Raw genomic sequence first — 16,666 nt, forward strand, 5'->3', positions numbered from 1 at the left:
GTACCGCCGGCGTCGCCCGCGCCCGCCTCGTCCTCCGTAGCGGCTTCCCTCCCCGTAACGGCCGCTCCGCCTGTTCCGCCCGAATCACGTGCGCAGACCGCGACCCCCGGTCGCCCGATCCGGTTCGCCGCGCTCGGGGACTCGTTCACCGAGGGTGTCGGTGATCCCGTCCCCGGTGGCCGGCGCGGCTGGGCCGCGTTGTTGGCGGACGGGATCGGGAACAGCCGGCGGGGCGTCGAGTTCCGTAACTTCGCCGTCAGCGGTGCGCTCTCCAGCGACGTCCGTGACCGGCAGGCCCAGGCCGCCGCCGCTTTCCGGCCCGACCTGGCCTCCGTCGTCGTCGGCGTCAACGACACCCTGCGCCGGTCCTTCGACATCCGGCTCCTCGCCCAGCGGCTGGACGAGGTCTGCGCGCTCCTGACCGACGGCGGGGCCGTACTCCTCACGGCCTGTCTGCCCGATCCCGGCGCCGTCCTCGGGCTGCCCGCGCCCCTCGGCCGGCCGCTGGCCCGGCGGCAGAGTGCGGTGAATGCCGTCGTGCATGCGTTGTCCGCCCGCTACGACGCCGTCCATCTGCATGCCTCGGACGGGGAGTGGGTCTCCGACCGTTCGCTGTGGAGCGTCGACCGGCTCCATCCGGCCGAGCGCGGTCATCGCACGGTAGCGGCGGACTTCCATGGGCTCCTCGCCGCCCGTGGTCTGGCCCTCGGCCCCCCGCCGGGGCGCGAGCCGGAGCAGCCGCCGCCGAGCCGCACCGACTCATTGCTCTGGCTGGCCACGGCGGGCACCGGATGGCTGGTCCGCCGGAGCACCGATCTGCTGCCCCAACTGCTGTGCCTGGCAGGAGCGGAGATACGGCACTGGGCGCGCGGCACGAGCGCGCAGCTGAACCGGCGGGCCGACCAGGCACTGCAGGGCGCGCTCGCCACGGTCCCGTCCAGAACTCCGCCCGCCGTGCCGTCCGCCCCGCTGCCGGTGCCGCACGTCAGTATGGAGGGGTGACTGGACGCTGGGAGTTCTGGATCGACCGTGGCGGCACGTTCACCGACGTGGTGGGCCGCGATCCAGAAGGGCGGCTGGTCACCCGCAAGCTCCTCTCGCACGATCCGGACCGCTACCGGGACGCCGCAGTGGCCGGGATCCGTCTGCTGCTGGGCCTCGGCCCCACCGACCCGGTCCCCGCCGACCGGGTCGGCAGCGTGAAGATGGGCACGACCGTCGCCACCAACGCCCTGCTGGAGCGGCGCGGCGAGCCGACCGTCCTGGTGATCACCGAAGGGTTCCGCGACGCCCTGCGCATCGCGTACCAGAACCGGCCGCGCCTCTTCGACCGCCGCATCCTCCTGCCGGAGGCCGTGTACGAGCGGGTGATCGAGGTGCCGGAGCGGATCGACGCGCACGGCCGGACCCTCACACCCCTCGACCCGGCAGCGACGGCCGAGCAGTTGAGAGCCGCGTGGGCCGACGGATTCCGCAGCGCGGCGGTCGTCCTGATGCACGGCTACCGGCACCCCGCCCACGAGACCGCTGTCGCCGCCGCGGCCCGCGAGGCCGGCTTCACCCAGGTCAGCTGCTCCCACGAGGTGAGTCCGCTGATCAAGCTCGTACCGCGCGGTGACACCACCGTCGTCGACGCCTATCTCTCGCCGATCCTGCGGCGGTACGTCGACGAGGTCGCCGGTGAACTGGACGCCGTCCGGCTGATGTTCATGCAGTCCAACGGCGGACTGCGGGAGGCCGCGCACTTCCGCGGCAAGGACGCCGTGCTCTCCGGTCCGGCAGGCGGAGTCGTCGGCATGGCCCGTACGTCCGAACAGGCCGGATTCGACCGGGTCATCGGCTTCGACATGGGCGGTACGTCCACGGATGTGTCGCACTACGCGGGCGAGTTCGAGCGCGAGCTCGGCACCCAGGTCGCCGGGGTACGGATGCGCGCCCCCATGATGAACATCCACACCGTTGCGGCCGGTGGCGGCTCCGTCCTGCACTTCGACGGTCGGCGCTACCGGGTGGGACCCGACTCCGCGGGCGCCGTCCCCGGCCCGGCCTGCTACCGCCGCGGCGGGCCCCTCACGGTCACCGACGCCAATGTCATGCTCGGCCGGGTCCAGCCCGCACACTTCCCCGCCGTCTTCGGACCGGACGGGGACCTTCCACTCGACGCCGATGTGGTGCGCGAGCGCTTCGGTGAGCTCGCGGACGAGGTGGCCCGGGCCACCGGAACGCGGCGTACCGCCGCCGAGGTCGCCGCCGGATTCCTGGAGATCGCCGTGCTCAACATGGCGAACGCGGTCAAGAAGATCTCCGTGGAGCGTGGCCACGACATCACCCGCTACGCCCTCACCTCATTCGGCGGCGCCGGCGGCCAGCACGCCTGCGCCGTCGCCGACGCGCTCGGCGTCGACACGGTCCTCGTACCGCCGCTGGCCGGGGTGCTGTCGGCGTACGGCATCGGTCTCGCGGACGCGACCGCCATACGCGAACAGTCGGTCGAGGCGGAACTGGACGACGAGGGGACCAGGACCCGGCTGGGGGAGCTCCACGACGACCTGGCCGCCCGCACCCGAGCCGAACTGCGCGCCGACGGCCTCCCGGACAGTGCGATCAGCACGCACGCCCGGGTGTTCCTGCGCTACGCGGGTACGGACGCGAGCCTGCCGGTCGGCCTGGACACCGTGCCCGCGATGACGGAGGCGTTCACGGCCGAGCACCGCGCCCGCTACGGCTTCACCATGGACCGGCCGCTGCTCGCCGAGGCGGTATCGGTCGAGGCGACCGGCGCGGCCGGCCGGCACGTACCGCACCCGGTGGACCGGAGGGCCCGTCAGGGCGCGCCGCAGCCACACGCCACGGTAAGGATGTTCGCCGACGGCCGATGGCAGGACACCCCGCTCCACCGGCGCGAGGCCCTGCACCCGTCGGACACCGTCACCGGTCCCGCCGTGATCGCCGAGGCCGACGCCACCACCGTCGTCGATCCCGGCTGGCAGGCGGCCATCGGCGACACCGGCCATCTGCTGCTCACCCGGGTCCGCCCGCGCCCCGGCCGGACCGCGATCGGTACGCGCGTGGACCCCGTCATGCTGGAGGTGTTCAACAATCTCTTCATGTCGATCGCCGAGCAGATGGGCGTACGCCTGGAGAACACCGCCCACTCCGTCAACATCAAGGAGCGGCTCGACTTCTCCTGCGCCCTGTTCGACGCGGACGGCAACCTGATCGCCAACGCCCCGCACATTCCGGTGCACCTCGGCTCGATGGGGGAGTCCATCAAGGAGGTGCTCCGGCGCAACGGCACCACGATCCGCCCCGGCGACGTGTACGCGATCAACGACCCGTACCACGGGGGTACGCATCTGCCCGATGTCACCGTCGTGACACCGGTGTTCGACGGACGCGCGCCATCCGGCGACGGTCGCGCCGGGCTGCGGTTCCTGGTGGCATCGCGCGGCCACCACGCCGAGATCGGCGGCATCACCCCCGGATCCATGCCCGCCTTCAGCCGCACCATCGACGAGGAAGGGGTGCTGTTCGACAACTGGCTGCTGGTGAGGGACGGCAACTTTCGTGAGGCCGAGACCCGCGAGCTGCTCACCGGCGCCGCGTACCCGTCCCGCGATCCCGACACCAACCTCGCCGACCTGCGCGCCCAGATCGCCGCCAACGAGAAGGGCATCGTCGAACTGCGGCGCATGGTGGACCAGTTCGGCGCCGAGGCCGTCGACGCGTACATGGGCCATGTGCAGGACAATGCCGAGGAGTCCGTACGCCGGATCATCACGGAGCTGCACGACGGTGCGTACCGCTACGAGACCGACAACGGCGCCGTGATCGAGGTCGCACTGACCGTGGACCGTAGCGCCCGCAGCGCCGTCGTCGATTTCACCGGCACCTCACCGCAGCAGCCCGGGAACTTCAACGCCCCGAAGTCCGTCGTCATGGCCGCGGTCCTGTACGTCTTCCGGACCCTGGTCGCCGACGACATCCCGCTCAACAGCGGCTGCCTCAAACCCCTGGAGGTCAGGGTCCCGGAGGGCTCGATGCTGGCACCCGTCCACCCGGCGGCCACCGTCGCGGGCAACGTGGAGACCTCCCAGGCCGTCACGGGTGCGCTGTACGCGGCGCTCTCCGTCCAGGCGGAGGGCTCGGGCACCATGAACAACCTGACCTTCGGCAACGACCGTGTCCAGTACTACGAGACGGTGGCCAGCGGCTCGGGCGCGGGCGACGGCTTCGACGGCACCGACGCCGTGCAGACCCACATGACCAACTCGCGCCTCACCGACCCCGAAGTCCTCGAATGGCGCTACCCGGTGCTTCTGGAGAGCTTCCGGGTACGCGACGGCAGCGGGGGAGCGGGCCGGTGGCACGGCGGCTGCGGGGTGGAGCGCAGACTCCGGTTCCTCGAACCCGTGACGGTGGCGCTGCTCTCCGGGCATCGCCGCGTCCCGCCGTACGGCATGGCGGGCGGCGAACCGGGCGCGCTGGGCAGCCAGCACATCGAACATGCCGACGGCGCGAGGACGGTCACCCCGCTGCAGGGCTGCGATACGGCCGATCTGGCGCGCGGGGACGTGCTGGTCCTGCGCACTCCGGGCGGCGGAGGGTACGGAGCCGGGGAGCGCGGGAACCCGTCGGTGCCGGAACCGGAACGACCGCCGCAGCGTGACTGACCGACCGTGTTGTGCGGTCCCGGCCGACGGTGGGGCAACCGGTAGCTTCTGCGCCGTTTCGACCGTTGTCAGTGTGAGGACCTAATCTGTGCAGCGTGACTTCGCCTGCCTACACGGACAACGCTGCGCCCCAGCTCAGCGCGGGGCCGCGGCCCGCCCCGGGCCCGGCCGCCGACGAGGGGCTCTCGCGGCGGCTGCGCGCGCTCGCCTGCACGGCGCCGCTGCACGACCTCGACGTGCGCAAGGCGAATCTGGCCGGTGAGTACACGGTCTACGCGATGGCGGAGGTCGCGCTCGCCGCGATCGACCAGGTCACGCTGCACATGGACTTCGACACGGGCGCCGACCACGAGCAGATAGTGGCCAAACTGCTCCCGCGCGTCGCCGCCCAGGCCCCGCGCCGTCCCGTCGCGGAGCACGAGCGTGTCGCCCGCTGGGTGCTGGAGAACCTGATCAATGTCGGAAGCGTGGACCGCGGCTTCCGCGCGGTGTACGGCACTTTCGGCCCCGACGGGGTGTATGTCCGCAGGGACTACGACTTCAAGCTGATCGAAGAGGTCCCCGGCTACGGCGGCAGCGTCTATCTGAGGGCCACCGACGAAGCGGTCAACGTCCTGGTCGGTGCCCTCGACACGGACGTCACCAGCGCCCAGATCGCCGCCGAGGTGAAACTGGAGGTCCTGATCAGCCGGGGCCGCCTCGCCGATGCGCAGCTCGCCGCCGAACAGGCCCGCTACCGCACCGTGCAGTACGCGGAGACGCTCCGCAGGACGCTGGAGGCGACCCGGCGCAACGTCAGGGCCGTCGACTGGCTCAACGCCGTGCCTGACATGATCGCCGAGGCACTGGACCACGTGGCCGACCGCTACCGCCACGAGAATGCGATCCTCACCAACATCCGCAAGGCCAGGGACGAGGCGGAGGACCCCGAGCACAAGCGCCGCGCCGCCGAACTCGTCGACATAGTCAAGGACTGCATCCGCCGCCACACCCAGCTGCAGTCCCGCCTGCTGGAGGCAGGACCGCTGTTCCGTGCCGAGCAGGACCGGCAGGCGTTCGCCACCCCGACGGCCAGGACCGGCCTCGACCTGTACGGCCAGCTGGTCGCCCCGCTGCTGCCGCTCCCCGTCGAACAGGCCATCCGCGTCACCGACGCGTTCTTCGCCCACGGCACGGGGCTGCGCACGCCCACCTCCGTACGGGTGGCTGACCTGGTCGACTTGCTGCTCACCCCGCCCCTGGAGCGTGAGCATCTGGGCGCCGAGATGCCCGAGCCGGATCTGATCGCCACCCCGGACGACAGCAGGTTCAGCGAGGAGCAGCTGGCGAGCGCCATGAACCTCCTCGATCTGGAGCACGACGCACCTCGCCGGCTCTCCGGCCTCCTCGCCGAGGCCCGGCGGAGCGATCCGGACCTGCCCTATCTGGTCGCCCTGCTTGCGGTCCACGCCGCGTCCCCGCCGGTCGGTACGGCCTACCGCCAGGGCGAGCGGCGGCTGCTGTTCGCCGTGGACGACGGGACCGAGCTCGACGACCCGGAGTTCGGCGGAGCGGATCTGATCGTGGGCATGGCCCTGCTGGACGCGGCCGGCATGGCCGCGGACCGCTCGGAGGCGTCATGAGCGGGTCGCGGCGCCGGGTCCGCCCCGGTCACCGCAGATCCGGTCCCGGTCGCCGCCACCCCTGCTCCGGTCACCGGCTGTCCGGACCTGTTCACCGCCGAGCCGGGGTCGGCGCCCCGTGCGCACGGTCCGGCCCGCACCGTTCCCGACGGACGCCGGCAGAGCCCGCGCCGTCCACCCCGTACCACCGATCTTCCGCACCGAGGAGCGACCGTCGTGAGCGACCACCGCGCAGAGCACACCGACGCGTGGAGCGAGCCGACCGCCGGGTACGCCACCGTCGGGTACGCGCCCGACGGCGAAGCCGCCCACGAGTCCACGGCGCCCGCCGCCGTCACCCCGGCCGACGCGGCCGACGCAGCCCGGCTCGTCGCCTTCGGGCTGCAGCCCAAGCTGCTGCCCGCCCGCGACGCCGAATACGCCGAGCTGCTCCGCCGCTACCGGGAAGAGACCCCCTTCGCCCGGCTCGCCGACGCCGTGGCCACCGGGCTCGGTCTCGTCGTCCTGGAGGTGTCCACCCGGGCGGGCATGGCCGTGACGGCGGGCGAGGACTCGGTCTTCGCCGTCCGCATGGGCGACTACGCCCGACGCGCCTCGTCCGACTCCGCCGACCGCTTCCTGCACGGACTGGCCCACCTCGCCGTCGCCGCCATGGCCTTCCCGCGCCCCGAGGACCTCGCCGACGACGCGTACATCGGCCGGATCACGGTCAACGGCATCGACGCGTTCGTACGCCAGGCCTGCCACCGCCTGGAGGAGCGGGCCGAGGAACACGGCGACAACACCGACCCGGCGACCGACGCCCCCGGACTCGAAGCGGCCTGGCGGATCTACGCCCGGCGCAGCGCCACCGGTGCGACGAAGGACGCCCGGCGGCTGGCCGGCTCCACCACCGGCATCGTCGGCAAGGCCGTCGCCTTCCTCACCGACTCCGGCTTCCTCCAGCGCACCGGCGACGACGCCGGGGGTGCCTTCCGCACCACGGCCCGCTACCAGCTGCAGGTCCGCGACATGGCGGGCACCGCCGCCATGGCCGAACTGCTGGAGCTCGGCGTCGTACCCGTCACCGACGGATCGGCGACGCTGCTGCCGCCGCCCGACGGCGACGACCTGGAGCTGGCGGCCGACGCCGGTCTGCCCTTCCACGCCTGAGCACCCGCACCGCCGCCCCACTCCTGCTTTCCGAACGACGAGAGTCCGCCGCCATGTACGAGCTGTCCCGGGTCCGCCTCTACTCCATCGGGCCTGCCGGTGCGCGCTACGCCGACACCGTGCTTGACCTGCGCGGAGTGGGCGAGCCCGTGCCCCACCCCGCGCCGGCCCAGGCGGAGTTCTTCGAGGAGGAGCCGGTCGGCCCACCGCGCCGCCCCGCCCCCGCCGGTGTGCTGTTCCTGGAGAACGGCGGCGGCAAGTCGGTCCTGCTGAAGCTGATCTTCTCGGTGATGCTGCCCGGCCACCGCAACACCCTGGGCGGTGCCAGCTCCGGCGTACTGCGCAAGTTCCTGCTCGCCGACGACTGCGGCCATGTCGCCCTGGAGTGGCAGCACACCCTCACCGGCGAGTGCGTGGTCGTCGGCAAGGTCAGCGAGTGGCGCGGACGCCAGGTCTCCAACGACCCCCGCAAGTTCGCCGAGGCCTGGTACTCCTTCCGCCCCGGGCCCGGGCTCAGCCTCGACTCGCTGCCGGTCGCCGAGGCCACCGCCGTCGGCCGTCCCGTCGAAGGCGCCTCCGGCGCCCATGGCCGGCGCCGCACCATGAAGGGCTTCCGGGACGCCCTCACGGACGCGGGCAAGTTCTACCAGCACCTCGATGTGCACTGGGAAGAGATCCACGACCGGTGGAACGAGCACCTCGGCGACCTCGGCCTCGACCCCGAACTCTTCCGCTACCAGCGCGAGATGAATGCCGACGAGGGCGAGGCCGCAGGCCTCTTCGCGGTCAAGAAGGACTCCGACTTCACCGACCTGCTGCTCCGCGCCGTCACCGACACCCGCGACACGGACGGCCTCGCCGACCTGGTCAGCGGCTTCGGCAACAAGCTGGGCCGCCGGGCCGAACTCACCGCGGAGCGTGACTTCACCGCAGGCTCGGTCGATCTGCTCGGCCGGATCGTCGAGGCCGCCGACACCCGCTCCCGCACCCGCGACATCCACGCGGGCGCCGAGCGCCGCACCCGCACCCTGGCCCGTCGGCTCTCCGCCCGGGCCGCCGAGGAGCGAGGCCGCGCCGCAGACCTCGCCGAGCAGGTGACGGGCGCCGCCCACACCGTCGGCGCCGCCGAGGAGGCCCGTAGCCGCAGCGGCCTCATCGCCGCCGAACTGGCCTACCGTCATGCGTCCCTGGCGCTGGCCGCAGCCGAGAAGGGCGCCGCCGCCCAGCGCCGAGAACTGGTCGAGGCCCGCACCCTGCACTCCGCCTGGCAGGCAGCCGAAGCCGTCCTCCGTCACCGTGCCGCCGCCGACCGGTCCGCGCGCGTCGCCGTCGCCATCCGCGAGGCCGAGCGCGACGCCGCACCCGCGCTCGCCGCCCGCGCCACGGCCGCCGCCGACCTCGTACGCGCCCTGCACACCGCCGCGGAGGCCGGCGAGCAGGTCGCCAACGAAGAGGAGGAGCGCTCCGACACCCTCCAGGCCGCAGGCGAGACCGCCCACCGGGACGCCACCACTGCCGCCACCGAGGCCCAGCGTGCCCGCAGCGAGGCCGGACATCTGCGCCAGCGTCTTGCCGAGGTCGAGCAGGAGACCGCCGAGGCCGTACGGGCGGGCTGGCTCGACAACACCGCGCCGGACGCCGACCCGGCGCGCGCCGCCCTCGCCGCGAGCGACGCCGAGCAGTCCACCGTCGCCGCCTGGAACAAGGCCAGGGAAGCCGCCGGCGCCGCGGCCGACCGGGCCAGGGAAGCGGCGGCCACCGAGAGCCGCGCCGAGCTCGCCGCGGCGCGCGCCGCCGACGCTGCGCAGGCAGCGGAACAGTCGTACGAGGCCGAGCTGAGGGCCGCCGAGTCGATCGCCGCCGACCACCGCCTCGCCGACCTGCTTAGCCTGCCCCCGGCACCCGGCACCGGAGTACCGCGACCCCGCCGGGGCACCGCCGGAGACGAACCGGGCGCAGCTGCGGACGCCACCGACTCCCATGCGTCCGGAGCCCACTCCGCATCACACGGCCGACCCGGTGACGGTACGGGCACCTCGGCCGCCGGATCCGACCGGCAGACAGCCGTCGCCGATCACGCACTCATCACCGACCACACCGTCAGCAGCGAGCAGCCGCTCACCGCCGAGGAGCTCGACCGCAACGCCGACGAGCTGCGGGACCTCCTCGACCAGGGCATCGCCGCCGCGGAACGGCGCCTCTTCGAACTGCGCACCGCGGCCGCCGACGACTCCCGCATCCTCGGCGCGCTCGGCGACGGCGGACTGCTGCCGCCCGGACCCGACGTCCTCGCCACCGTCGAATATCTCGGCGAGCACGGCATCCCGGCACTGCCCGGCTGGCGCTATCTCGCCCAGGCCGTCGACCCCGCCGACCACGCGGCGGTGCTCGCCGCCCGTCCCGAGCTGGTCGACGGCGTGGTCATCACCGACGCGGATTCGCACGCCCGCGCCCGTGAAGTCCTGGGCAGCGCCGCCCTGCTGCCGCGCTCCGCCGTGGCCGTCGGCACCGCCGCCGCGCTGCTCGCCCCCGTACCGGCCTCCGGTTCCGGCTCCGACGCCGACGGTGTGTTCCTCGTCCCGCCGAACCCGGCCATGCACGACGAGCACGCCGCCGACGAGGAACGTCAGGCGCTCAGGAGCCGGGCCGCCGCCCGGGACGAGGACATCCGCACGCTCGCGGCCCGCCTCACCGGGGACCGGTCGCTCGCCGCCCGCATCGGCTCCTGGCGTGCCGACTGCCCGCCCGGCATGCTTGCCGAGCTCGCCGAAGCCGCCCGCACCGCCCGCACGGCCGCCGAGACGGCCCAGGCCGCGCTCGCCGAGGCCCGCACGGCACGCGCCGAGGCCGACGAAGCCGCCGCCGACACCGCCCGCGTCCGCGACGAGCGACAGGAGGCCGCCCAGCGCGCCCGCCGCGTCGCCGACGTACTCGCAGGCCTGGCCCACCGGCTGCGCGAACGCGCCGGCTGGCAGGCAAAACTGCGTGAACTGGTCGAGGAGGCAGCCGAGTCCGAAGCCCGCGCCACCGTCTGCCTGGAGCGGGCCCGCGCCGCCGACGAGGACCGCAGGGACGCCCAGCGCGCCGCCGACGACGCCCGCCGCACCGCCCGCGCCCTGCGGGCCGAGCGCGCCGAGATCGCCGGCGCCCCCGAGAACATCCCGGAGCCCGAGGGCGACGCATCGCGCCCTGCCCTCCCCGCCCTGCGCGAGGCCTACCGGGCCGCGTCCCAGCTGTACGAGAAGGTCGGCGTCGGCGCCGACCTGCGCGCCGAACAGGCCCGCGCCGAGAGCGACGAGAGCGCCGCCCTCGCCGAGCTGGACCGGCTCACCAACAAGGTCCGCACCCGCGCCGCCCAGCTCCTCGAAGGCACCGACGGCGCCGACGGCCCGTCCCGCCAGGCGGCCGCCGCCCGAGCCGAGTCCCTGGTCCAGCTCCTGGAGACCCGCGCCTCCACGGCGAGCGAGCAGCTCGGCCGACTGCGCGGCGAGGCCGAGCGCCTGGCGCCGGCCGACGGCGAGGACCACCACACCGAGCTTCCCGACGAGCTGGTCCCCGCCGACGCCGAGCAGGCCCAGGCCCTGCTGCGTACCGCCACAGCCGAACTCGGCACCGCAACCGGTGCCCTGGACACCGCCCGCGCCGCCCACGCCGAGCTGCTGCACGCCCACCGCACCTCCGAGGCCTCGGCCGGTGGCTTCGACGAGACCGCGGCCCTCCTGCGCGACCTGCTCAGGGACCACGGCGCGGACGACGACTCCGAGTCCCCCGAGCCGTACCCGGGCAGCCTCGACGAGGCCCGGCAGTCCGCCGCCGAGGCCCGTCGCTCACTGCGCGGCTGCGCCGCCGACCTCTCCGCCGCCGAGAGTGGGGTGCGCGAGGCGAGCGATGTGCTCGTACGGCACGCCAACTCCACCCGCTACGAACAGGTCCGTACCCCGGCGCGCCAGCAGATCCGCGAACTCCCGGCCGCCGCCCTGCCCGAGCACGCCGAGAAGTGGGCCGCCGCCTTCGCGCCCCGCCTCCGTGTCCTCACCGATGAGCTGGCCCAGCTGGAGCGCAACCGCGACTCCATCGTCGACCGGCTCCGCGGACTCGTGGAGTCCGCGCTCACCACCTTGCGGTCCGCCCAGCGGCTCTCCCAGCTGCCGGAGGGGCTGGGGGAGTGGTCCGGCCAGGAGTTCCTCCGGATCCGCTTCGAGGAGCCCGACCAGGCGACGCTCACCGAACGGCTCGGCGAGGTCATCGACGATGCCACTCGCGCCGCGCTCAAGAAGAACTCCGATCTGCGCCGCGACGGCATGTCCCTTCTGCTGCGCGGCGTACAGGCGGCGCTGGAGCCCAAGGGCATCGCCGTGGAGATCCTCAAGCCGGACGCGGTGCTCCGCGCCGAACGCGTCCCGGTCGGTCAGATGGGCGACGTCTTCTCCGGCGGCCAGCTGCTCACCGCCGCCATCGCGCTCTACTGCACGATGGCCGCACTGCGCAGCAACGACCGGGGCCGTGACCGCCACCAGCATCGCCACGCGGGCACGCTCTTCCTGGACAATCCCATCGGCCGGGCCAACGCCACGTATCTGCTGGAGCTCCAGCGAGCGGTGTCGGACGCACTCGGCGTACAACTGCTCTACACCACGGGGCTGTTCGACACGACGGCGCTCGCCGAATTCCCGCTGGTCATTCGGTTGCGCAACGACGCGGACCTGCGGGCGGGCCTGAAGTACATCAGCGTGGAGGAGCATCTGCGCCCCGGTCTGCCGCAGCAGGATCCCAACGGCGAGACGGTGCACGGCGAGATCACCGCCACCCGCATGTTCAAGCGCACACCGACGGCTCCTGATGCGTCAGCCTCGCCTGAGACCCCCCAGGCCCCCTGGGCTCCGGACACCCCGACCGACGACTGACCTCAACTTCTCACCGGGGCGCGTGCTCCAGCTCCTGACAGGCTGCTCGCGCCCCGGCGGCGTATCCGTGCGGCTTCCCGCTCCGCCGCCCGCGCCGCCCGTCGCGCGGCGCGCCGCTCCCGGCGCAGCTGCCGCGCCGAACTGCTCGGCACGGACACCACACCGTGGCGCTGATTCCAGACCTGCCGGGTCACCCACACATCCAGCACCGCCCAGGTCGCGACCACCGTGCTGCCCACACTGCTCAGCATCATGGGGAACGCCAGCCAGGAACCCGTCATCGTGCTCAGCAGAGCCACCATGGCCTGAATGATCGTCAGTGATATGACGAGCACAGCACGCACGGCCGCCGTACGGACCGGATCCGGCATCCGCCGCCGCACCGCGGGCTCCTCCACCCACAACGGCTGCCGCGGGATCCGTGTCCCGCCCGCCGCCGACGCCGCACCTCGACGCTCTTCCGTGTCCAAGGACTCTCAACTCCCCACCGCTGTCCGCCTTAAGGGTTGCTGCCCGGCATGCGCCGTTTCTACGCAGGCGGGCGGAACCATCCTGTCCTACGCGCTCCCCGCAATCCCTCTCCCTCGTACAGACAGACGAGTGACCGGCAGCGAAGATTCCCTCGCCCCCTCGCGGAACGAAGAGTTCCAGCCAACTGCCGGGTGAGGGATTGAGGCGCTGTGCCGGGTCTCTTCTGCCGCTTTCGCGGATTTCATCTCCCGGAATGCCGCGAGAACTCATGATCGACACGCGGTTGTGCGGCCGAAAATAGTCCGGACGTGTCTTCGAGTTGCCTGTGCGGCAGTAGTAGGCTCGCGCCGTTTGTTGACGGAACACCCACCCCCGCCGTGCGGGGCCGAGCTGGGGGAGGCCATGCGCTTTCGCGGAAAGTCCATCCGCAGGAAGATCGTGGCGTTGCTGCTGGTGCCGCTCGTCTCCCTCACCGCACTCTGGGGCTTCGCCACCTTCCTGACCGGCCGTGAGGCCGGTGACCTGATGGGCGCGAGCACCATCGTGGAGAAGGTCGGCCACCCACTCGAGGACACCGTCCGGGTCATTCAGAACGAGCGCCGCCAGACACTGGTCTTCCTTGCGGACCCCCGCGCCTCCGATGCGCTTCCCCTGCTGCGCCGCCAACGGGCCGCCACCGACCGCGTCGTGGCGGACGTCAAGGAGAGCGCCCGGCAGAAGGAGATTCGCGACGCGCTGAGTCCCGATGCCGAAGAGCAGCTCAATTCGGTGCTCAGCGCCGTCGACGGCCTCGGCGCGCTCCGCGACTCCGTCGAGAAGCGCACCATCGACCGCAATCAGGCGCTGCAGTTCTACAACCGTCTCGTCGACCCGTGCTACCGCTTCCTGACCGGCCTCCACACGACGGAGAACGCGTCGATGGACAAGCAGGTACGCGCGCTGATCAACATCTCGCGGGCTCGCGAAATGCTGTCCCGGGAAGACGCTCTGGTGGCCTCGGCGCTCATCGCCGGACGGCTCGACGCCCCCGAACTCCGGCAGATCTCCGATCTCGCCGCCAACCGCAAGCTGCTTTACGAGATCAACAGCGAGGTCCTCCCGTCGGCGGAGCGCCGACGCGTGGAGCAGTACTGGGCGAGCCCGGACAGCGAGCCGCTGCGCACCGCGGAGAACAAGCTAATCGCCGCCGGCCCCACCCGCGCCCCCCGTACGGTCGACGCCGAACGCTGGCAGGAGGTGGCCCTGCCGGTCCTGGACCAACTGGCAGACGACTCGACCGAGATGAACAACCGCTTCCAGGATCGCGGCAGGCCCGTCGGCTACAGCGTCCTGGTCAAGGCCGGGGTCGCGGGAATCCTCGGTTTCCTCGCCCTGCTCGTCTCCGTCTTCGTATCCGTCCGCATCGGTCGCGAACTCGTCCGCGACCTCTCCCGGCTCCGCAAGGACGCCCACGAGGTCTCCGGCGTACGACTGCCGAGCGTGATGCGCCGCCTCGCCGCGGGCGAACACGTCGACGTCGAGACCGAGGCCCCGCATCTCAGTTACGAGCGGGACGAGATCGGCCAGGTCGGCCAGGCCCTCAACACCCTGCAACGCGCCGCCGTCGAAGCCGCGGTCAAGCAGGCCGACATGCGACGCGGCGTCTCCGAGGTCTTCGTCAACCTCGCACGCCGCAACCAGGTGCTCCTGCATCGCCAGTTGACGCTCCTGGACGCCATGGAGCGCCGCACCGAGAACACCGACGAGCTCGCGGACCTCTTCCGCCTCGACCACCTCACCACCCGCATGAGGCGGCACGCCGAAGGCCTCGTGATTCTTTCCGGCGCGGCGCCGTCCCGGCAGTGGCGCAAGCCCATCCAGCTGATGGACGTGGTGCGGGCAGCGGTCGCCGAGGTCGAGGACTACGAGCGGATCGAGGTGCGCCGCCTGCCGCGGATCGGCGTCGGAGGCCCCGCAGTCGCCGACCTCACCCACCTGATCGCCGAACTCCTGGAGAACGCCACGGTGTTCTCGCCCCCGCACACCGCGGTCCACGTGCACGGCGACCGCGTCGCCAACGGCTTCACCCTCGAAATCCACGACCGCGGCCTCGGCATGGCTCCCGAAGTGCTGCTGGACGCGAATCTGCGGCTCGCAGAGACCCCCGAGTTCGAACTCTCCGACACCGACCGCCTCGGCCTTTTCGTGGTGAGCCGGCTGGCCCAGCGGCAGAACGTCCGCGTCTCCTTGCAGACTTCTCCGTACGGAGGAACCACCGCCGTCGTCTTCATCCCGGCGGCCCTGCTCACCGACGCCGCGGAGGCGCACGGCACCGGATTCCGCCTCGACCGCCGCGCCGAGAAGGCGATCGGCAGCGGCAGGCCCAGCAATGAGGGACCGCGCAGCGACAAGAACCGCAGGGACGGCGTGGCGGACCCGTGGACATCCGACGGTACGGGCGAGCCGGGGTCCGCCGGCCTCGCCCCTGTTCCCACCGGCCTTGTGGGTCCGACCGGTCTGGACGGACCGGTCGAGCTCGAAGCCCCGGTCGGAGCGCTCGGCTTGGGGACCGACCCCGTGGTCGACCCTGTACTGGACGTCGTCCTCGACCCGGTACTCGACGGGGTGTCCGACATCGACGACACCGAGAGCGAGCGCGGCGGCATTTTCCGCGCCCGCGACCTGCGCCGTGCAGGGGACCACACCCGCCGGCGCGACGCCGACAACGGCTTCCGGCGCGACGACGACCGCGACCAGCATCAGCAGGCCGCCGACCAGGTCCCCGAGTCCACGGCCGACGTCCGGGCGATGCGCCCGGGCGGTCCGGTACCGCTGCCCCGCCGCAAGCCGCCCACGCTGGTCACCGACCGCGGCCGCCGGGTCGACGAGACCGGCCGCGCGCACCCCACGACCATCGACCCGGAGCCCTCGCGCACCGGGCCCGGCGCCGGGCAGTCCGCCACTGGTCCCTGGCACTCCACCGCCGACACCCGGCAGCCCACCGAACCCCGGCAGCCCACCGGCTTCCGGCCGCCCACCGAACCCCGGCAGCCCACCGGCTTCCGGCCGCCCACCGAGTCCGTCGCATCCGCGTCGGCACCGGCTGCGGCGACGCCATCGGCCGTACCCTCCTCCCGATCCACCGGGCCGTCCTCGAACCCGGGGACCGTGGACGGCCTGCCCCGCCGGATCCGGCAGGCCAGCCTCGTCCCGCAGCTCCGCGAAGGCTCCGGCGGCCGCGCCTCCGAGCCGGCCCGCACGGAACCGGCGGAGGACATCGAGCGGGACGCGGAGGAAGTACGCAACCGTATGGCTTCGATGCAGCGCGGCTGGCAGCGCGGCCGCCGGCAGAACGCCGAGGACGGGACCGGTCTCGGCGAGACAGCACAAGGAACCACTCCGGGAGGGGACGGTCGATGACCGCACCGAACGCCGCAGCACCCGACGTCACATGCCAGGGATCCGGCGAACTCAACTGGCTCCTCGACGAACTCGTCGAGCGCGTCGGCTCCATCCGCAAGGCGCTGGTGCTCTCCAGCGACGGCCTTCCCACCGGCACGTCCAAGGACCTGACCCGAGAGGACAGTGAGCATCTGGCGGCTGTCGCCTCCGGGTTCCACAGCCTCGCCAAGGGAGTCGGACGCCACTTCGACGCGGGTCGCGTCCGCCAGACCGTCGTCGAACTCGACGAGGCGTTCCTCTTCGTCACGGCCGCCGGCGACGGCAGCTGTCTCGCCGTGCTGGCCGACTCCGACTCCGACGTGGGTCAGGTGGCGTACGAGATGACGCTCATGGTCAAGCGCGTGGGGGTCCACCTGGCCAACGCCCCACGGTCGTCCGGTCTGCACGCCGGAGGGTGAGTGGA

General features: G+C 72.7%; 8 protein-coding genes. 7 read left to right on the forward strand and 1 reads right to left on the reverse strand.

Annotated features, from left to right (window positions below):
• Nucleotides 1–117 precede the first annotated feature (117 nt).
• The 5 genes from OHA03_RS26555 to OHA03_RS26575 all read left to right on the forward strand — a co-directional run bounded on the left by OHA03_RS26555 (nucleotide 118) and on the right by OHA03_RS26575 (nucleotide 12,351).
• Nucleotides 118–1,002, forward strand: coding sequence for an SGNH/GDSL hydrolase family protein (locus OHA03_RS26555; protein WP_267008167.1), 885 nt, complete (start codon nucleotides 118–120; stop codon nucleotides 1,000–1,002).
• Entirely contained in the window at nucleotides 999–4,673 is a 3,675-nt protein-coding gene (locus OHA03_RS26560) for a hydantoinase B/oxoprolinase family protein (RefSeq protein ID WP_267006267.1), read from the forward strand. The genes OHA03_RS26555 and OHA03_RS26560 overlap by 4 nt, the downstream gene beginning before the upstream one ends.
• Nucleotides 4,674–4,768: 95 nt before the next feature.
• Nucleotides 4,769–6,295 carry a hypothetical protein gene (locus tag OHA03_RS26565; RefSeq protein ID WP_267006268.1) on the forward strand — a complete coding sequence of 509 codons (1,527 nt, stop codon included), beginning with the start codon at nucleotides 4,769–4,771 and terminating at the stop codon, nucleotides 6,293–6,295.
• A 216-nt stretch (nucleotides 6,296–6,511) separates the two neighbouring features.
• Nucleotides 6,512–7,447 (forward strand): hypothetical protein, encoded by a 936-nt coding sequence (locus tag OHA03_RS26570; RefSeq protein WP_267006269.1) that lies wholly within the window; start codon nucleotides 6,512–6,514, stop codon nucleotides 7,445–7,447.
• Between the two features lie 53 nt (nucleotides 7,448–7,500).
• Nucleotides 7,501–12,351 (forward strand): hypothetical protein, encoded by a 4,851-nt coding sequence (locus OHA03_RS26575; RefSeq protein ID WP_267006270.1) that lies wholly within the window; start codon nucleotides 7,501–7,503, stop codon nucleotides 12,349–12,351.
• 2 nt (nucleotides 12,352–12,353) lie between these two features.
• On the opposite strand, the gene OHA03_RS26580 is transcribed toward OHA03_RS26575, so the two are convergent.
• A complete protein-coding gene (locus tag OHA03_RS26580; protein ID WP_267006271.1) occupies nucleotides 12,354–12,821 on the reverse strand; it encodes a hypothetical protein in 468 nt (155 codons plus the stop codon).
• 403 nt (nucleotides 12,822–13,224) lie between these two features.
• Between OHA03_RS26580 and OHA03_RS26585 the strand changes: the two genes are divergently transcribed.
• Together OHA03_RS26585 and OHA03_RS26590 are read left to right on the forward strand one after the other, a co-directional pair.
• Nucleotides 13,225–16,221: a nitrate- and nitrite sensing domain-containing protein gene (locus OHA03_RS26585; protein ID WP_267006272.1), complete on the forward strand. Its 2,997-nt coding sequence runs from the start codon at nucleotides 13,225–13,227 to the stop codon at nucleotides 16,219–16,221.
• A complete protein-coding gene (locus OHA03_RS26590; protein ID WP_267006273.1) occupies nucleotides 16,218–16,661 on the forward strand; it encodes a roadblock/LC7 domain-containing protein in 444 nt (147 codons plus the stop codon). The genes OHA03_RS26585 and OHA03_RS26590 overlap by 4 nt, the downstream gene beginning before the upstream one ends.
• The last annotated feature ends 5 nt before the right edge of the window (nucleotides 16,662–16,666 follow it).

The sequence above is a fragment of the Streptomyces sp. NBC_00154 genome (genome assembly GCF_026342835.1).
Classification (GTDB): Bacteria; Actinomycetota; Actinomycetes; order Streptomycetales; family Streptomycetaceae; genus Streptomyces.

Coding starts and splice junctions, on each gene's coding strand:
- OHA03_RS26575 (WP_267006270.1), top strand. CDS start 7,501: ATGTACGAGCTGTCCCGGGTCCGCCTCTACTCCATCGGGCCTGCCGGT.
- OHA03_RS26585 (WP_267006272.1), top strand. CDS start 13,225: ATGCGCTTTCGCGGAAAGTCCATCCGCAGGAAGATCGTGGCGTTGCTG.
- OHA03_RS26590 (WP_267006273.1), top strand. CDS start 16,218: ATGACCGCACCGAACGCCGCAGCACCCGACGTCACATGCCAGGGATCC.